General features: G+C 34.2%; 12 protein-coding genes. 6 read left to right on the forward strand and 6 right to left on the reverse strand.

The window, feature by feature from the left end; translation table 11 throughout:
* The first annotated feature begins 33 nt into the window (after positions 1–33).
* Together ACN0WY_RS14160 and ACN0WY_RS14165 are read left to right on the forward strand one after the other, a co-directional pair.
* Complete coding sequence (locus tag ACN0WY_RS14160; protein ID WP_417800780.1) at positions 34–3978, forward strand: thrombospondin type 3 repeat-containing protein; 3945 nt, start codon at positions 34–36, stop codon at positions 3976–3978.
* A complete protein-coding gene (locus ACN0WY_RS14165; protein ID WP_330487749.1) occupies positions 3978–4679 on the forward strand; it encodes a hypothetical protein in 702 nt (233 codons plus the stop codon). Before ACN0WY_RS14160 ends, ACN0WY_RS14165 begins: the two co-directional genes overlap by 1 nt.
* A gap of 57 nt (positions 4680–4736) precedes the next feature.
* On the opposite strand, the gene ACN0WY_RS14170 is transcribed toward ACN0WY_RS14165, so the two are convergent.
* Positions 4737–5309 (reverse strand): DUF3109 family protein, encoded by a 573-nt coding sequence (locus ACN0WY_RS14170; protein WP_330487750.1) that lies wholly within the window; start codon positions 5307–5309, stop codon positions 4737–4739.
* Positions 5310–5418: 109 nt separating this feature from the next.
* Here ACN0WY_RS14170 and ACN0WY_RS14175 point away from each other — a divergent pair, with 109 nt between their 5' ends.
* Genes ACN0WY_RS14175 through ACN0WY_RS14185 form a run of 3 tightly spaced genes read left to right on the forward strand, consistent with a single transcriptional unit; the run spans position 5419 to position 7771 of the window.
* Positions 5419–6000, forward strand: a complete 582-nt coding sequence (locus ACN0WY_RS14175; protein ID WP_330487751.1) for a MarC family protein — start codon at positions 5419–5421, stop codon at positions 5998–6000.
* Between the two features lies 1 nt (position 6001).
* Entirely contained in the window at positions 6002–6616 is a 615-nt protein-coding gene (locus ACN0WY_RS14180; RefSeq protein ID WP_330487752.1) for an FAD-dependent oxidoreductase, read from the forward strand.
* 18 nt (positions 6617–6634) lie between these two features.
* A complete protein-coding gene (locus tag ACN0WY_RS14185) occupies positions 6635–7771 on the forward strand; it encodes an endonuclease (protein ID WP_417800781.1) in 1137 nt (378 codons plus the stop codon).
* 9 nt (positions 7772–7780) lie between these two features.
* On the opposite strand, the gene ACN0WY_RS14190 is transcribed toward ACN0WY_RS14185, so the two are convergent.
* Positions 7781–8470, reverse strand: coding sequence for a LytTR family DNA-binding domain-containing protein (locus tag ACN0WY_RS14190; protein ID WP_330487754.1), 690 nt, complete (start codon positions 8468–8470; stop codon positions 7781–7783).
* Positions 8467–9441, reverse strand: a complete 975-nt coding sequence (locus ACN0WY_RS14195) for a sensor histidine kinase (RefSeq protein WP_417800782.1) — start codon at positions 9439–9441, stop codon at positions 8467–8469. The genes ACN0WY_RS14190 and ACN0WY_RS14195 overlap by 4 nt, the downstream gene beginning before the upstream one ends.
* A 196-nt stretch (positions 9442–9637) precedes the next feature.
* Here ACN0WY_RS14195 and ACN0WY_RS14200 point away from each other — a divergent pair, with 196 nt between their 5' ends.
* Positions 9638–10021 (forward strand): DUF1573 domain-containing protein, encoded by a 384-nt coding sequence (locus ACN0WY_RS14200; protein ID WP_330487756.1) that lies wholly within the window; start codon positions 9638–9640, stop codon positions 10019–10021.
* A 242-nt stretch (positions 10022–10263) separates the two neighbouring features.
* Here the strand turns inward: ACN0WY_RS14200 and ACN0WY_RS14205 are convergent, their stop codons facing one another.
* From ACN0WY_RS14205 to ACN0WY_RS14215, 3 genes are all read right to left on the reverse strand, one after another.
* Positions 10264–11010 carry a succinate dehydrogenase/fumarate reductase iron-sulfur subunit gene (locus tag ACN0WY_RS14205; protein ID WP_330487757.1) on the reverse strand — a complete coding sequence of 249 codons (747 nt, stop codon included), beginning with the start codon at positions 11008–11010 and terminating at the stop codon, positions 10264–10266.
* A gap of 9 nt (positions 11011–11019) precedes the next feature.
* Positions 11020–13035 (reverse strand): fumarate reductase/succinate dehydrogenase flavoprotein subunit, encoded by a 2016-nt coding sequence (locus tag ACN0WY_RS14210; protein ID WP_330487758.1) that lies wholly within the window; start codon positions 13033–13035, stop codon positions 11020–11022.
* A gap of 12 nt (positions 13036–13047) precedes the next feature.
* Positions 13048–13718, reverse strand: a 671-nt coding sequence (locus ACN0WY_RS14215; RefSeq protein ID WP_417800783.1) for a succinate dehydrogenase cytochrome b subunit, incomplete at its 5' end; no start/stop codon positions are given.

Consider the following 13718-nt stretch of genomic DNA (forward strand, 5'->3'; position numbering starts at 1 on the left):
TTATCTGTTATAGTACTCATCAACTACTTTATTATGAATAAAAAAATACTTTTTTTTAGCTTTTTAATTATAGCTATCTGCGGTGTTGTTTTTAAAGTTTCCGTTACTAATGAAACGGAAATTGATAAACTAAGAAAACAGCATGCAAAAACGTTGCAAGAACATCCTTTTCAAAAAACAGGAAAACTTCCTAAGAAAAAAAGAAAAGCGCAAGGACTGCCTCCGAACGCTTATTTTGAGCAAAAATACCTGAATGAAATCAATCCTAGTACAGGAAGAACACACAAAGAAAATGTTTACAGACTTCAAGAGGAATTAAACAAACGAAGAATTGGACGAAAAGTACCTGGTGATGCCGATAATGCTTGGGTAGAAAGAGGACCAGATAATGTTGGAGGAAGAACACGAGCACTTTTGTTCGATCCAAATGATGCTACGAATGAAACTGTTTTTGCAGGAGGAGTTAGTGGAGGTTTGTGGAAAAATACAAACATATCAAACCCAGATTCTAAATGGGTTCGCGTAGGAATACCTGAAAACTTAGCAGTATCATGTATAGCTGGAGATCCAAATGACTCAAAAACCTTTTATGTAGGAACTGGAGAGTCGTATGTAAACGGAGATGTGAATGGAGATGGTTTATGGAAATCTACAGATGGAGGAAACTCTTGGTCAAAAGTGCTAGGAGGAGTTACAGGTGAAAGCTTTTTAGATACAAATTCTAAACTAACCGTTAATTCACCTGCCGAAATAGGAGGAGATTATATATCAGTATTAACAACTGCCTTTGGAGGAGATATAACAACACCAATAACACAAGATTTAATTTTAGTAAATGATGGAATAGCTCCAACTGACAATGGTTGTGAAGCTATTACAAATGCATCAGAACTAAATGGGAAAATAGCCGTTATTAGAAGAGGAACCTGTAATTTTTCAGCAAAAGCAAAAAATGCTCAAGACGCAGGAGCAGTGGCTGTAATTATAGTTAATAATGAAAATACAACTCCTTTTAACATGGCTGCAGGTGATGGAGCGGAAGCAGTAACCATTCCAGCAGTAATGATAAACCAAGAAATAGGGGATGCTATAATAACTAAGTTATCTACAGGTTCTGTAAATGGAACGTTAACAAAATTAAAAGAGGATGCGACAAATTCGACTATAGTTCCAGGAATACAACACATAAACGATATTGTAATAAGAAATAACTCAGGAGTATCTGAAGTATACATAGCAGCAGGAGAAGCAGGATATACAGGAGGAATTTCATTAGGAGGAGATAGCATTGGTGTTTACAAATCAATTAACGGTACGGACTTTACCAAAATAAACCTTCCAAAAACATCAGGAGGAAATCCTTATGAACCAAATAATTTAGAAATTGCCTCAGATAACTCAATCTATTTGAGTACTACAAGAAGCTTTACTTTTGGAGATGGAGGAGGAGCAATTTTAAAGTCGACTGATGGAGAGAATTTTAGTTTAGTTCATTCTATTGAAAATGGAATTAGAACGGAAATAGCATTATCACCTTCTAATGCAGGAATGGTATATGTGTTAGCAGAAATTAATGATTCTGAAGCTCCAGTAAAAATTTTAAAAACGACAGATAGCTTTACTACAGTTAATGAAACAGCATTACCAAATGATGCGGATACTGATATAGAAGCGAATGATTTTACCAGAGGACAAGCTTTTTATGATTTGTTAATAAAGGTAGACCCAAATGATGAAAACACACTGTATGTTGGAGGAATAGATTTATTTAAATCTACCAATGGAGCAGATAGTTGGCAACAAATTTCAAAATGGTCAAATAACAATTTATTATCCTCACTAGGGGTTTCTTTGGTACATGCTGATCACCATGGTTTGGCATTTGCCTCTTCTAGTAGAATGGTGTTTGGTAATGATGGAGGAGTATACTATTCTAATAACTCAGGATCTACAATAGATGCTAGAAACAACAATTATAATACACTACAGTTTTATACCCTAGGAGTAGCACCAACAACAGCATTTGAAGGAAAAGAATATTTCTTAGCAGGAGCACAAGATAATGGAACCCAGTTAGTTCAAGAAGCTTCGGAAGGAATTAATAGTTCAATAAGAGCCTCTGGAGGTGATGGTGCTGCCAGTTTTTTTGACACCGATGGAAAGGATAAGTATTTTATAGCGAACTATGTTTATAACCAAAGTATAATACTGTATGACTACAAAACAGATAAAGTAATAACCATTAACGATGAAAATGCTCGTAATGGAGATTTTATAAATCAAGAAGAGTTAGACTCTAATTTGAATATTTTATATTCAAATTATTCATCATCATCTTTTAGTTCAGCAATTAGAAGATACTCAAATATCTTGGTAGACGGTTTGGTAGAAAAATCATTATTAACAAATGTATTAATGGATTCTGAACCATCTGCATTAAGAGTATCACCTCACACAACTACTTCAAGTAAACTATTTGTGGGATTAAAAAATGGAAAACTTCTTAAAGTAGAGGGCGCTGATTCAGGTTCTGGTACTTGGTCTAATATAACAGGACCTGACTTTGTTGGTTCGGTATCTGATATTGAGTTTGGTGAAACAGAAAATCAAATTTTTGTTACAATGCATAATTATGGTGTAAACAACATTTGGTATTCTAATGATGGAGGAGCAAATTGGGTTAGTAAAGAAGGTAATTTGCCTGATATCCCAGTAAAAGCAATATTACAAAACCCATTAAGTAAAAATGAAGTAATTATAGGTACAGATTTAGGTGTTTGGAAAACGAGTAATTTTAATGATGTTTCGCCTACTTGGACACAGTCTTATAATGGAATGAGTAATGTTCCTGTTTTAGATTTAGATTTGCGAGATGATAATACTGTTTTTGCAGCTACTTATGGTAGAGGTGTTTTCTCAGGGAAATTTACTTTTGATGTAAATGGAGACGAAGATGGAGACGGTGTGTTAAACGGAGTAGACAACTGCCCTAATACAGCAAATCCAGACCAAGCAGATGCTGATGGAAACGGAATAGGAGATGTTTGTCAAGATACCGATGGAGATGGTATTTTAGATGTCAATGATAATTGTCCAACAACAGCAAATCCAGATCAAGTAGATGCAGATAATAATGGAATAGGAGATGCTTGCCAAGATACCGATGGAGACGGTGTAATGGATAATGTAGACAACTGTCCTAATACAGCAAATGCCGACCAAGCAGATGGTAATGGAGATGGAGTAGGTGATGTTTGTGATACTAGTTATAAGAATGCAGATAATATTGCTATCCAAACTACATCAGAAACCTGTGCAGATGAAAACGACGGAAAAATCACTGTAAACGTTAAGCAAACCTTTGTAAGTTATACCGTTACTGTAAAAGGAACCTCAACAGAAGTATCTGAACAATTAACAACAGAATCAATAACATTTTCAAACCTAGTACCTGGTGCGTATGAAGTGTGCGTGAAGGTGAATGATAGAGACGATTATGTGCAATGTTTCGAAGTTCAAATAAAAGAAACAAGTCCAGTTTCATTAAAAGTTGCTAAAAATAATGTAGCGAAAGGGTATACAATAAATGTTACATCGGGTACAGCTCCTTATAATGTATATTTAAACGGAAACTTAATAGACACATTTAATCACTCAACGTTTGATATCAATGTTCAAGGAAGTGGTATCTTAGAAGTTAAAACAGCAAAAGAATGTGAAGGAAAATTTAAAACAGTTATCGACAATATTTTCCTTAAGAAAAACCCAGTTTCAGAATCTATTGACTTATTAGTTCCTAACGATGCTGCCTCAACTATTGAGGTTATGGTTTATGACGTTACAGGAAAAGTTGTATTAAAAAACAAGATTAACAAACAAGGTAATGAGTTATCTATTCCTTTCGATAAGTTTAAATCAGGAATTTATATCCTAAAACTAGGAACAGATGAAACAAACACATTTAAAATATTAAAATAATGAAAAGAGTACTTAAAACACTAGGATTATTTTCAACAGCACTGTTATTTAGTTGTGGAGGAGGAAGTAGTAGTGGCGGCGGTGGAGAAGTTGTTAATGAAGCGCCAACCAAGGTAACCCTAACATATCCCACACAAAACTTATTATGTATTGATAATAGCATTCCTTTTGATTGGAGCGATGCGACAGATCCAAATAATGACAACATTAGTTATAAAATTGAAATAGCAACGAATAGAGAATTAACAAATATTGTTAAAACTCAAACCGCAGTTGCGTCGAACATCACTATCGCTTTAGATAAAGGAGTCGCTCATTATTGGAGAGTGACAGCAGTTGATAATAAAGGAAAAGAAGGAGATCCATCGGAGGTCTTTGCTTTTTATACTAAAGGCGAGGGAGAAACTAATACAGCACCATTTACAGCTGAATTAGTAAAACCAGAAGATGAAGGAACGATATCTGGAACTACCATAACTCTTCAATGGAAAGGAGCTGACTCAAATACTGGAGATACATTAACCTATGATGTATATTTTGGAGAAGATGCAGACCCAACAACAATAAAAGAAGAAAACTTAAGTACTACTAGTTTAGAAGTTGATGTTGTAAGTGGTAAAACGTACTATTGGAAAATAAATACTAAAGACAACTCGGGAGCGAAGTCAATAGGACAAGTTTGGAGTTTTACTGTAAACTAAAAAGAGTTTTTAATAAAAAAGCGATGCTATTTAGCATCGCTTTTTAGTTTTATGAAATTATTTTTTTAAATGTTTCTCAGCTACTTTTTCAAGTTCATCATACCAGTTTTGCCCAAACTTTCTAATTAAAGCTTGTTTTACAAATTTGTATACAGGAACTTGCAGTTCTTTACCTAAAGAACAAGCATCATCACAAATTTCCCATTTGTGGTAGTTAACGGCAGCAAATTCACTATAATCCTTTACACGAACAGGATACAAATGGCAAGAAACAGGTTTTTTCCAATCTACAATACCTTGATTGTATGCTTCTTCAATAGCGCATAAAGCGGTACCCTTATCATCAAAAATAACATAAGCACAATCAGCATCGTTTATTAAAGGGGTTTCTAGTTCACCAAAATCACTAGTAATCCAAGTACCTTGTTTTTCAATAGCATCAATTCCTTCCTTTCGTAAAAAAGGTTTGATTCTTGGGTAAATCTCTTCTAAAATTGCGGTCTCTTCTTTTTCAAGAGGCGCACCTGCATCCCCATCTATACAACAAGCACCTTTACATGCCGATAAGTTACAAACAAACTCTTTTTCTATAAGGTCTTCAGAAACGATGGTTTTTCCTAATTGAAACATAAAATGTCTTTAATATTGGAAGTTTATATTAACTTCTCGTAAATTTAAATGCAAAAATACTAGATTGTAATATTACTTATATAATTTTGCACGCGAAAATATAGCAACTATGGACTTTAACTTCAAAGAAATTTTTACAGCCTTTATGGTACTGTTTGCGGTAATTGATATTGTAGGGAACATTCCTATTATTATAGATTTACGTAAAAAAGTAGGACACATTCAATCAGAAAAAGCTTCTGTAATAGCAGGTTTTATCATGATTTTGTTTTTATTTTTAGGACAGAGACTATTAAATTTAATAGGTATTGATGTACATTCATTTGCCGTAGCTGGTTCTTTTATCTTATTTTTTCTAGCGTTAGAAATGATATTGGGAATAACCCTTTATAAAGAAGATGATGAGGAAGCGCTAAGCGCGACTGTTTTTCCTTTGGCTTTTCCATTAATTGCTGGTCCTGGTAGTTTAACAACATTACTTTCTTTACGAGCTGAATTTAATTTGGAGAATATAATAGTAGCTGTTTTGTTAAATGTAATTGTCATTTACATTGTGTTAAAGACTTCTTCTAAAATTGAAAAAGTTATTGGACCTAACGGAATTAATATTATTAGAAAAATATTTGGAGTAGTCTTATTGGCCATTGCAGTAAAACTATTTGCAGCTAATTTTAAAATGTTAGTAGCTTAAGATGATTTTTGACACACTTATTGTAGGAGGAGGAGTATCAGGCATGCAATGTGCTTTAGTTTTAGGGTCTGGACTTGCTAAAGAGTATGCAAAAAACAAAAAAGTAGGAATTATAATGCATCAGCGTTCTTCTCATTTACAAGATGCACTTTTTAATAATGTTCTTGGACTTGCTCCAGGAACTTTAGGAAAAGACATTCTCGAAGAAGGGAAAGAGCAGTTAACACAATTATACCCAAAGGTATCTCAAATAGATAACGAGAAAGTAATCGCTGTTTTGGAAGAAGAAGATATTTATAAAGTTGTTACAAATAAAAAAGAGTACCGTAGCAACAATGTAGTTATAGCACTTAATTACTCTAAACCGTTCGATATAGCTGGTTTAGAACAATATGTAGAACGACATATGCGTGCAAATGCTATGAAAGATAGAATTCAATTGCGTAACTTTAACCACTTAATTAGAGAAGGATTATATGTTTGTGGAACACTAGCTGGTTGGAGAAGTCAATTTGCGATAGCCGCAGGAAGTGGAGCAAGCGTAGCGACAGATATTTTAACCCTATGGAATGAGAATGTACCAACAAAGGTGCATGATAAACATACAAAAGACTAAATTATTTAATAGAGAATCATGAAGAAAGTAATAGGAGTAATAACAATGCTCGCATTGTTTATTAATTGTGGAGGTAGCGATAGTGAAGTTGTACCACCGGTAGAAGAAGATAAAGTAATAGCTGTTAACGATTCTTTTGAAGCAGCAGAAAATAAAGAGACCGTATTGCCTAGTTTTTTGGCAAATGACACATATACTTCCGGAAATGTAAAAGTAACGTTCGAGACGACTTCTGCAAGAAATGGAACCGTAGTTCAAAGTAATAATGTGTATAAGTATACACCAGCTCAAGATTTTGTAGGAACAGATTCTTTTAAGTACACTATTTGTAGTACCATTACACCAAGCAGCTGTTCTACAGCAACAGTAGTAATTAATGTTAATGCTTCTGCTAATGGCAATTCAGGAAATTTTACCATTCCTACCGAATTATCAGCATATTATAAAGATATAGATTTTACACTTACAGGAAACTCTTTAATGGATGAATTAGCAGTAACTATTGCTAGTACTCACACTACTAATTTATCGTATACTCCTGAAGTATGGGATGTATTAAAACAATCAGATATAGACCCTAACGATCCTAGTAAAGTAGTTTTAATTTATGGTTATGATGATGCAGATGGAAATTATGTAACGGATAGAACTCGTAGTAAAGATGCCAATGGAGGAAATACAGGAGATTGGAATAGAGAACACGTGTATCCTAAATCATTAGGAAATCCTAATTTAGGAACCAGTGGACCAGGAGCAGATGCGCATCATTTAAGACCTAGCGATGTAACATTTAACTCTCAAAGAGGAAATAAATTATTTGCAGCAGGCGCAGGAAATGCTGGAGATGTGTCTGCGAATTGGTATCCTGGAGACGAATGGAAAGGAGACGTTGCTCGTATGATAATGTATATGTACCTACGTTACGGCAATCAATGCTTGCCAAAAAATGTAACGGTAGGATCAATTACCGCGTCAGATAGCAATATGGTTAGTTTATTGTTAGAGTGGAATGCAGATGATCCGGTGTCGGATTTAGAGATACAACGCAATAATGCTGTTGCTAACGAACAAGGAAATAGAAATCCTTTTATAGACAACCCATATTTAGCCACGGTTATTTGGAATGGGACAGAAGCAGAGAATACTTGGAAATAAGCGTTGAACCTATCGGCGCTTTGTTTTTAAAAGCATCGATAGGTTACTTTTATAAGTTCTTCCAATAGGAACTTTCCTGTTTTCAAAATGCAGCGATGTTCCTGTAAACTTTTCAATTTTAGTAAAGTTAACTATATATGACTTATGTACTTGTATAAATTGATGAGAATTAAGCGTTTCTTTCCAGTTTTTTAAAGAGTCGATAATTGTTAGTTTTTTATCAGAAGCAATGAAATGTAAATAGTTTCGATCAGACTCTATATAGAAAATGTCTTCTAAATTGACTTTATGAATAACCTTGTCAATATTTAGGTAAATAATATTACTATCAGAAGTGTTAAGGTTGTTCAGTTGGTTTTCCACTTTACTTACAGCTTTTAAAAAACGGTCGAAAGAAAATGGTTTTACTAAATAATCAACAATAGTATCTAGCTCAAAACTACTTACTGCATAATCAGGATATGCAGTGGTAATAACTATTTTAGGAGGTTTTTTCACCGTTTTGATAAAATCTAATCCAGGAATATCAGGTAAATTAATATCCAGAAAAACAACATCTGCAGTATTGTTTTTTAAAAACTCATTAGCTTGCATTGCTGTTTGAAACGTATGTACAATTTCAGCATCTGGAATTTTGCCTACATACTTTTTCAAAATAGTTTGCGCAGGCAACTCATCTTCAATAATTATACATTTCATAATTGCTCTATTTTCAGTTCTACAATAAAGATATCTCCTTTTTGATGAACGAAAAGAGAATGATTATCTGGATAAATCAACAGCAATCTCTTTTTTAAGTTTTCCAAACCAATAGCATTGCTGTTTTTATTTGTATTGATATTGTATTGATTACTGCTTATTAAATGCAATTGATGGTTGGTAGCGTTGATAGAAATATCAACCTTACTGTGTGCAATACTATGCTTAAAAGCATTTTCAATAATAGTAATTAAAAGAAGTGGAGCAATTAGGTATTGATTATTATCAGTTTTGTATTGATAATTAATTTCCTTCACTCCTTCAGTTCGAATTTTTTGAAAATCTATGTAATTCTGTATAAAAATGAGTTCTTTTTCGAGAGAAACCTTTTCAGAATTTGTCTCATATAAGACATGTGTAAGGTTTTCAGAGAGTTTTAGAATTAAATTAGGGGTTTGGTTAGGTTTATCGATAGAGTATGCGTAAATCGTGTTTAAATTATTTAATAGTACATGTGGGTTTATCTGAGATTTTAAAAACCTCAGTTCCATTTCTGTTCGTTCTTGAGTTATGGATTCCAGTTTGCCTTGTTCATCTATAAATCTAAAAAGCATCCAAATAAAAGAGAAAAATAACAAAGGAACCAATGTTTGCCATAAATAATCACTTAAACACTTCATGATAGAACATCCGCAACGAGCAAAAACATTGCAATACAGCTGTGTTGCTAGTACAGAAATAAATATAAAAACCACTCCATACAACATATACCATTTCTTTTTTACAAACAGAGGAAGTAAAAATTGATTGTTGGTATATACGATAATGATAAGAATAAAAAAGTACTGTAAAAAAGGATTTTCAGCCCAATAATAGGGTGTAAACACAAAAAGAGAAATAAAGACAAACAAAATCCAAAAAAGGAGATGGATTAATATTTCTGCGCTATGTTTTTTAATAAAGCTCATCATGTGTTTCAAAATAAACAAAATATAAGTTATAATCAAAGCTGAAGGTACCAACGACATTTTTCTTTATATCAATAACATGTTGTAAGTTGTTGGTACCTGTTTTAAAGTAGTGTGTCCGTTTGATTTTTTTTGGGAGAGATATTCAAATAAATTCGAAGAAATAAAATATTTAATACGAACTAAAAAAATATCAAAAATGAGAAAAACTGTATTATGTGTAATTGTTGGGTTAATGGCAATTATGGCAAGCGCTCAAGAATTTCAATTTGAAACTGCATCAATTGATTACGGAAAAATTAAACAAGGCGCTGATGGGGTCCGTGTGTTTGAGTTTACAAATATTGGTGCTGAACCTTTAATTATAAAAGATATCAAATCTACTTGTGGGTGTACGGTTCCCAAAAAACCAGAAAAGCCAATCATGCCAGGTGAAAAAGGACAAATAGAAGTGTCATACGACACTAGAAGAGTAGGAGGGTTTTCAAAAGCCATTACGATTATATCAAATGCTAAAGCATCCAGAAAAATGCTTACAATAAAGGGACATGTTGAAAAAGAGAAAGAAAAAGAAAGGGTTTAATAATTTAAAAGCCTGAGTTTATTACTCAGGCTTTTTATCTCTAATAGGAGAGATGATTGATTTGGTAATAGATAGTCCCCCACAGATTATCATATTGTAATCATCGGGGACAAATGTATATGCTTTTTATACCTTTAAATTTAAAAAAGGTATGAGTGTGTAAATATTAAGTATGAGAGAAAGCATAAAAAAAAACCGAAGCATTAGCCTCGGTTTTTATATCTATAAAAGGGTATAAAATTTTATCCTTTAAAACTTGCTTTTAAGAACTCAGAGTTCATACGAGCAATGTTTTCTAATGAAATTCCTTTCGGGCATTCAATTTCGCAAGCTCCTGTATTGGTACAGTTACCAAAACCCTCTAAATCCATTTGTGCTACCATATTTTTAACACGTTCGGTAGCTTCTACTTGTCCTTGTGGTAATAAAGCGTATTGAGATACTTTAGCTCCTACAAATAACATGGCAGATGAGTTTTTACAAGTAGCAACACAAGCACCACAACCAATACAAGTGGCAGCATCCATGGCTTTATCAGCATTTTCTTTAGGAACTAAGATAGCGTTAGCATCGGTAGTATTTCCAGAAGTATTTACTGAAATATAGCCTCCAGATTGTTGAATTCTTTCAAAAGAACTTCTATCAACAACTAAATCTTTAATTACTGGGAATGCAGCAGCTCTAAATGGCTCAATGGTAATTGTATCACCATCGTTAAACATACGCATGTGTAACTGACAAGTAGTTACACCACGATCTGGCCCGTGTGCTTCACCATTAATAAACATAGAACACATACCGCAAATTCCTTCACGACAATCGTGGTCGAATGCTACAGGTTCTTCACCAGTGTTTACTAATTGCTCATTTAATACGTCCATCATTTCTAAGAAAGACATATGCTCAGAAATATCGGTCACCTTATATTCGACCATTTTTCCTTTATCACTTGCGTTTTTTTGACGCCAAATTTTAAGTGTTAAATTCATAATTCTCTCTTATTTGTATGAACGTTGTTTTAATTCAATATCGTTAAACTCTAATTCTTCTTTGTGTAATACAGCATCAGCTGGTTCACCTTTATACTCCCAAGCAGCAACGTAAGCAAAATTAGCATCATCACGTTTTGCTTCTCCTTTCTGAGGGCCGTCTAATTCAACAGACTCTTCTCTAAAGTGACCACCACAAGATTCTGTTCTGTTTAAGGCATCTTTAGCGAATAATTCCCCAAGTTCTAAGAAATCAGCAACTCTTCCTGCTTTTTCTAACTCTGGGTTCATTTCATTCGCATCTCCAGGAACAGTTACGTTCTTCCAGAAGTCTTCACGTAACGCTTTAATTTCAGCCATCGCTTCTTTTAACCCTTGCTCGTTACGAGCCATTCCACATTTATCCCACATGATTTTTCCTAATTTCTTGTGGTAGTAATCTACAGAATGTTTTCCTTTATTGTTAATGAAGAAGTCGATACGATCTTTAACTGCCTTTTCAGCTTCTTCAAACTCTTTCGTAGCTGTTGAAATTCTTCCTGTACGAATATCATCAGATAAATAATCACCAATGGTATAAGGTAGTACGAAGTATCCGTCAGCTAAACCTTGCATTAATGCAGAAGCTCCTAAACGGTTAGCACCGTGATCAGAGAAGTTTGCTTCACCAATAGCATAACAACCATCAATGGTAGTCATTAAGTTGTAATCTACCCAAATTCCACCCATGGTGTAGTGCGTTGCAGGATAAATCATCATTGGTGTTTTATATGGATTGTCATCTACAATCTTCTCATACATTTGGAATAAGTTTCCGTATTTTGCCTCTACTACTTTTTCACCCTCAGCAATAATTTTCTCCTGTGAAGGGTTTTTAACTCCGTGTAATTTACATTGTTCTTTACCGTAACGCTCAATAGCTGATTTAAAATCTAAATAAACAGCTTCACCAGTAGCATTTACACCGTAACCAGCATCACAACGCTCTTTTGCAGCACGAGAAGCCACATCACGAGGTACTAAGTTACCAAAAGCAGGATATCTTCTTTCTAAGTAATAATCTCTATCTTCTTCAGCGATTTGAGTAGGTTTTAATTTTCCTTCTCTAATTGCTAATACATCTTCCATTTTCTTAGGAACCCAAATACGACCATCGTTACGTAACGATTCAGACATTAAGGTTAATTTAGACTGGTAGTCTCCCGAACGTGGAATACAAGTTGGGTGAATTTGTGTGTAACAAGGGTTTGCAAAGAAGGCTCCTTTTTTGTGAACTTTCCAAGCCGCTGTTGCGTTAGATCCCATGGCATTGGTTGATAAGAAATACACATTTCCGTATCCACCAGAAGCGATTACTACTGCGTGTGCAGAATGACGCTCAATTTCACCAGTAACTAAGTTACGAGCAATAATACCACGAGCTTTTCCATCAACAATTACCAAATCTAACATTTCATGACGATTGAACATTTCAATCTTACCACGAGCAATTTGACGGTTCATTGCTGAATACGCTCCTAATAATAATTGCTGACCAGTTTGACCTTTCGCATAGAACGTACGAGATACTAATACCCCACCAAACGAACGGTTATCTAATTGACCACCATAATCACGTGCAAAAGGAACTCCTTGCGCCACACATTGGTCAATAATATTTGCAGAAACCTCAGCTAAACGGTAAACGTTTGCTTCACGAGAACGGTAATCTCCACCTTTTACAGTATCGTAAAATAAACGGTAAAAAGAGTCACCATCACCTTGATAGTTTTTTGCTGCGTTAATACCACCTTGTGCTGCAATAGAGTGTGCACGACGAGGTGAATCTTGGTAAGCAAAAGCTTTAACGTTGTATCCTAATTCTGCTAACGTTGCAGAAGCAGAACCACCTGCTAAACCAGTACCTACTACAATTACGTCAATTAAACGCTTGTTAGCAGGGTTTACCAAGTCAATTTTATCTTTATAAGTTGTCCATTTGTCTTTTAATGGACCTTTTGGAATTTTTGAATCTAAAGTTGCCATACTTGTTGCGTATTAGTGATTGAAATGATGAAATAATGCAATAATTACGAATCCTAATGGAATTAAGATCGCGTAAAGCTTACCAAAAGTTTTCAATCCTTTAGTATATTTATTATTTGCTCCCACAGATTGGAAAGCAGAATTAAATCCGTGTAATAAGTGTAATGCTAAGAATACAAAAGCAATTACATAAGCACCAACTCTAATTGGGCTTAAAAACTTGTGTTGTAGTTCGTGGAAGTACCTAAACTCTCCATCGTGTAAACCACTCCAATCACCTTGAATAAATTTGGTGTTGATTTCTGGAAACCAAAAATCGATAAAGTGTAATACAATAAAGGCTAAAATAGCAGCACCACTGTAAATCATGTTTCTACTCATCCAAGTAGAGTTTGCAGCTCCATTATTTTTAGCATAGCTAACCTTACGAGCACTTTTGTTTTTAATTTCTAAGATGAATCCCATTACAAAGTGAAACACCACACCAAATATTAAAATGGGTTGCATTACATATTGAACTAACGGATTTGTTCCCATAAAGTGCGACAGTTTGTTAAATGTAGCTCCATTATCTGGAAAAATCGAAGTAATGTTAATTGCAAAATGTTGTAATAAGAAAAACATCAGGAAGAATGCCGAAAGTGCCATGGCAAACTTTCTTCCGATAGAAGATTTTAGTAATC

It is taken from the genome of Tenacibaculum sp., assembly GCF_048269885.1.
Taxonomy (GTDB): domain Bacteria; phylum Bacteroidota; class Bacteroidia; order Flavobacteriales; family Flavobacteriaceae; genus Polaribacter.

Coding starts and splice junctions, on each gene's coding strand:
- ACN0WY_RS14185 (WP_417800781.1), top strand. CDS start 6,635: ATGAAGAAAGTAATAGGAGTAATAACAATGCTCGCATTGTTTATTAAT.
- ACN0WY_RS14170 (WP_330487750.1), bottom strand. CDS start 5,309: ATGTTTCAATTAGGAAAAACCATCGTTTCTGAAGACCTTATAGAAAAA.
- ACN0WY_RS14175 (WP_330487751.1), top strand. CDS start 5,419: ATGGACTTTAACTTCAAAGAAATTTTTACAGCCTTTATGGTACTGTTT.
- ACN0WY_RS14190 (WP_330487754.1), bottom strand. CDS start 8,470: ATGAAATGTATAATTATTGAAGATGAGTTGCCTGCGCAAACTATTTTG.
- ACN0WY_RS14200 (WP_330487756.1), top strand. CDS start 9,638: ATGAGAAAAACTGTATTATGTGTAATTGTTGGGTTAATGGCAATTATG.
- ACN0WY_RS14180 (WP_330487752.1), top strand. CDS start 6,002: ATGATTTTTGACACACTTATTGTAGGAGGAGGAGTATCAGGCATGCAA.
- ACN0WY_RS14165 (WP_330487749.1), top strand. CDS start 3,978: ATGAAAAGAGTACTTAAAACACTAGGATTATTTTCAACAGCACTGTTA.
- ACN0WY_RS14205 (WP_330487757.1), bottom strand. CDS start 11,010: ATGAATTTAACACTTAAAATTTGGCGTCAAAAAAACGCAAGTGATAAA.
- ACN0WY_RS14160 (WP_417800780.1), top strand. CDS start 34: ATGAATAAAAAAATACTTTTTTTTAGCTTTTTAATTATAGCTATCTGC.
- ACN0WY_RS14210 (WP_330487758.1), bottom strand. CDS start 13,035: ATGGCAACTTTAGATTCAAAAATTCCAAAAGGTCCATTAAAAGACAAA.
- ACN0WY_RS14195 (WP_417800782.1), bottom strand. CDS start 9,441: ATGATGAGCTTTATTAAAAAACATAGCGCAGAAATATTAATCCATCTC.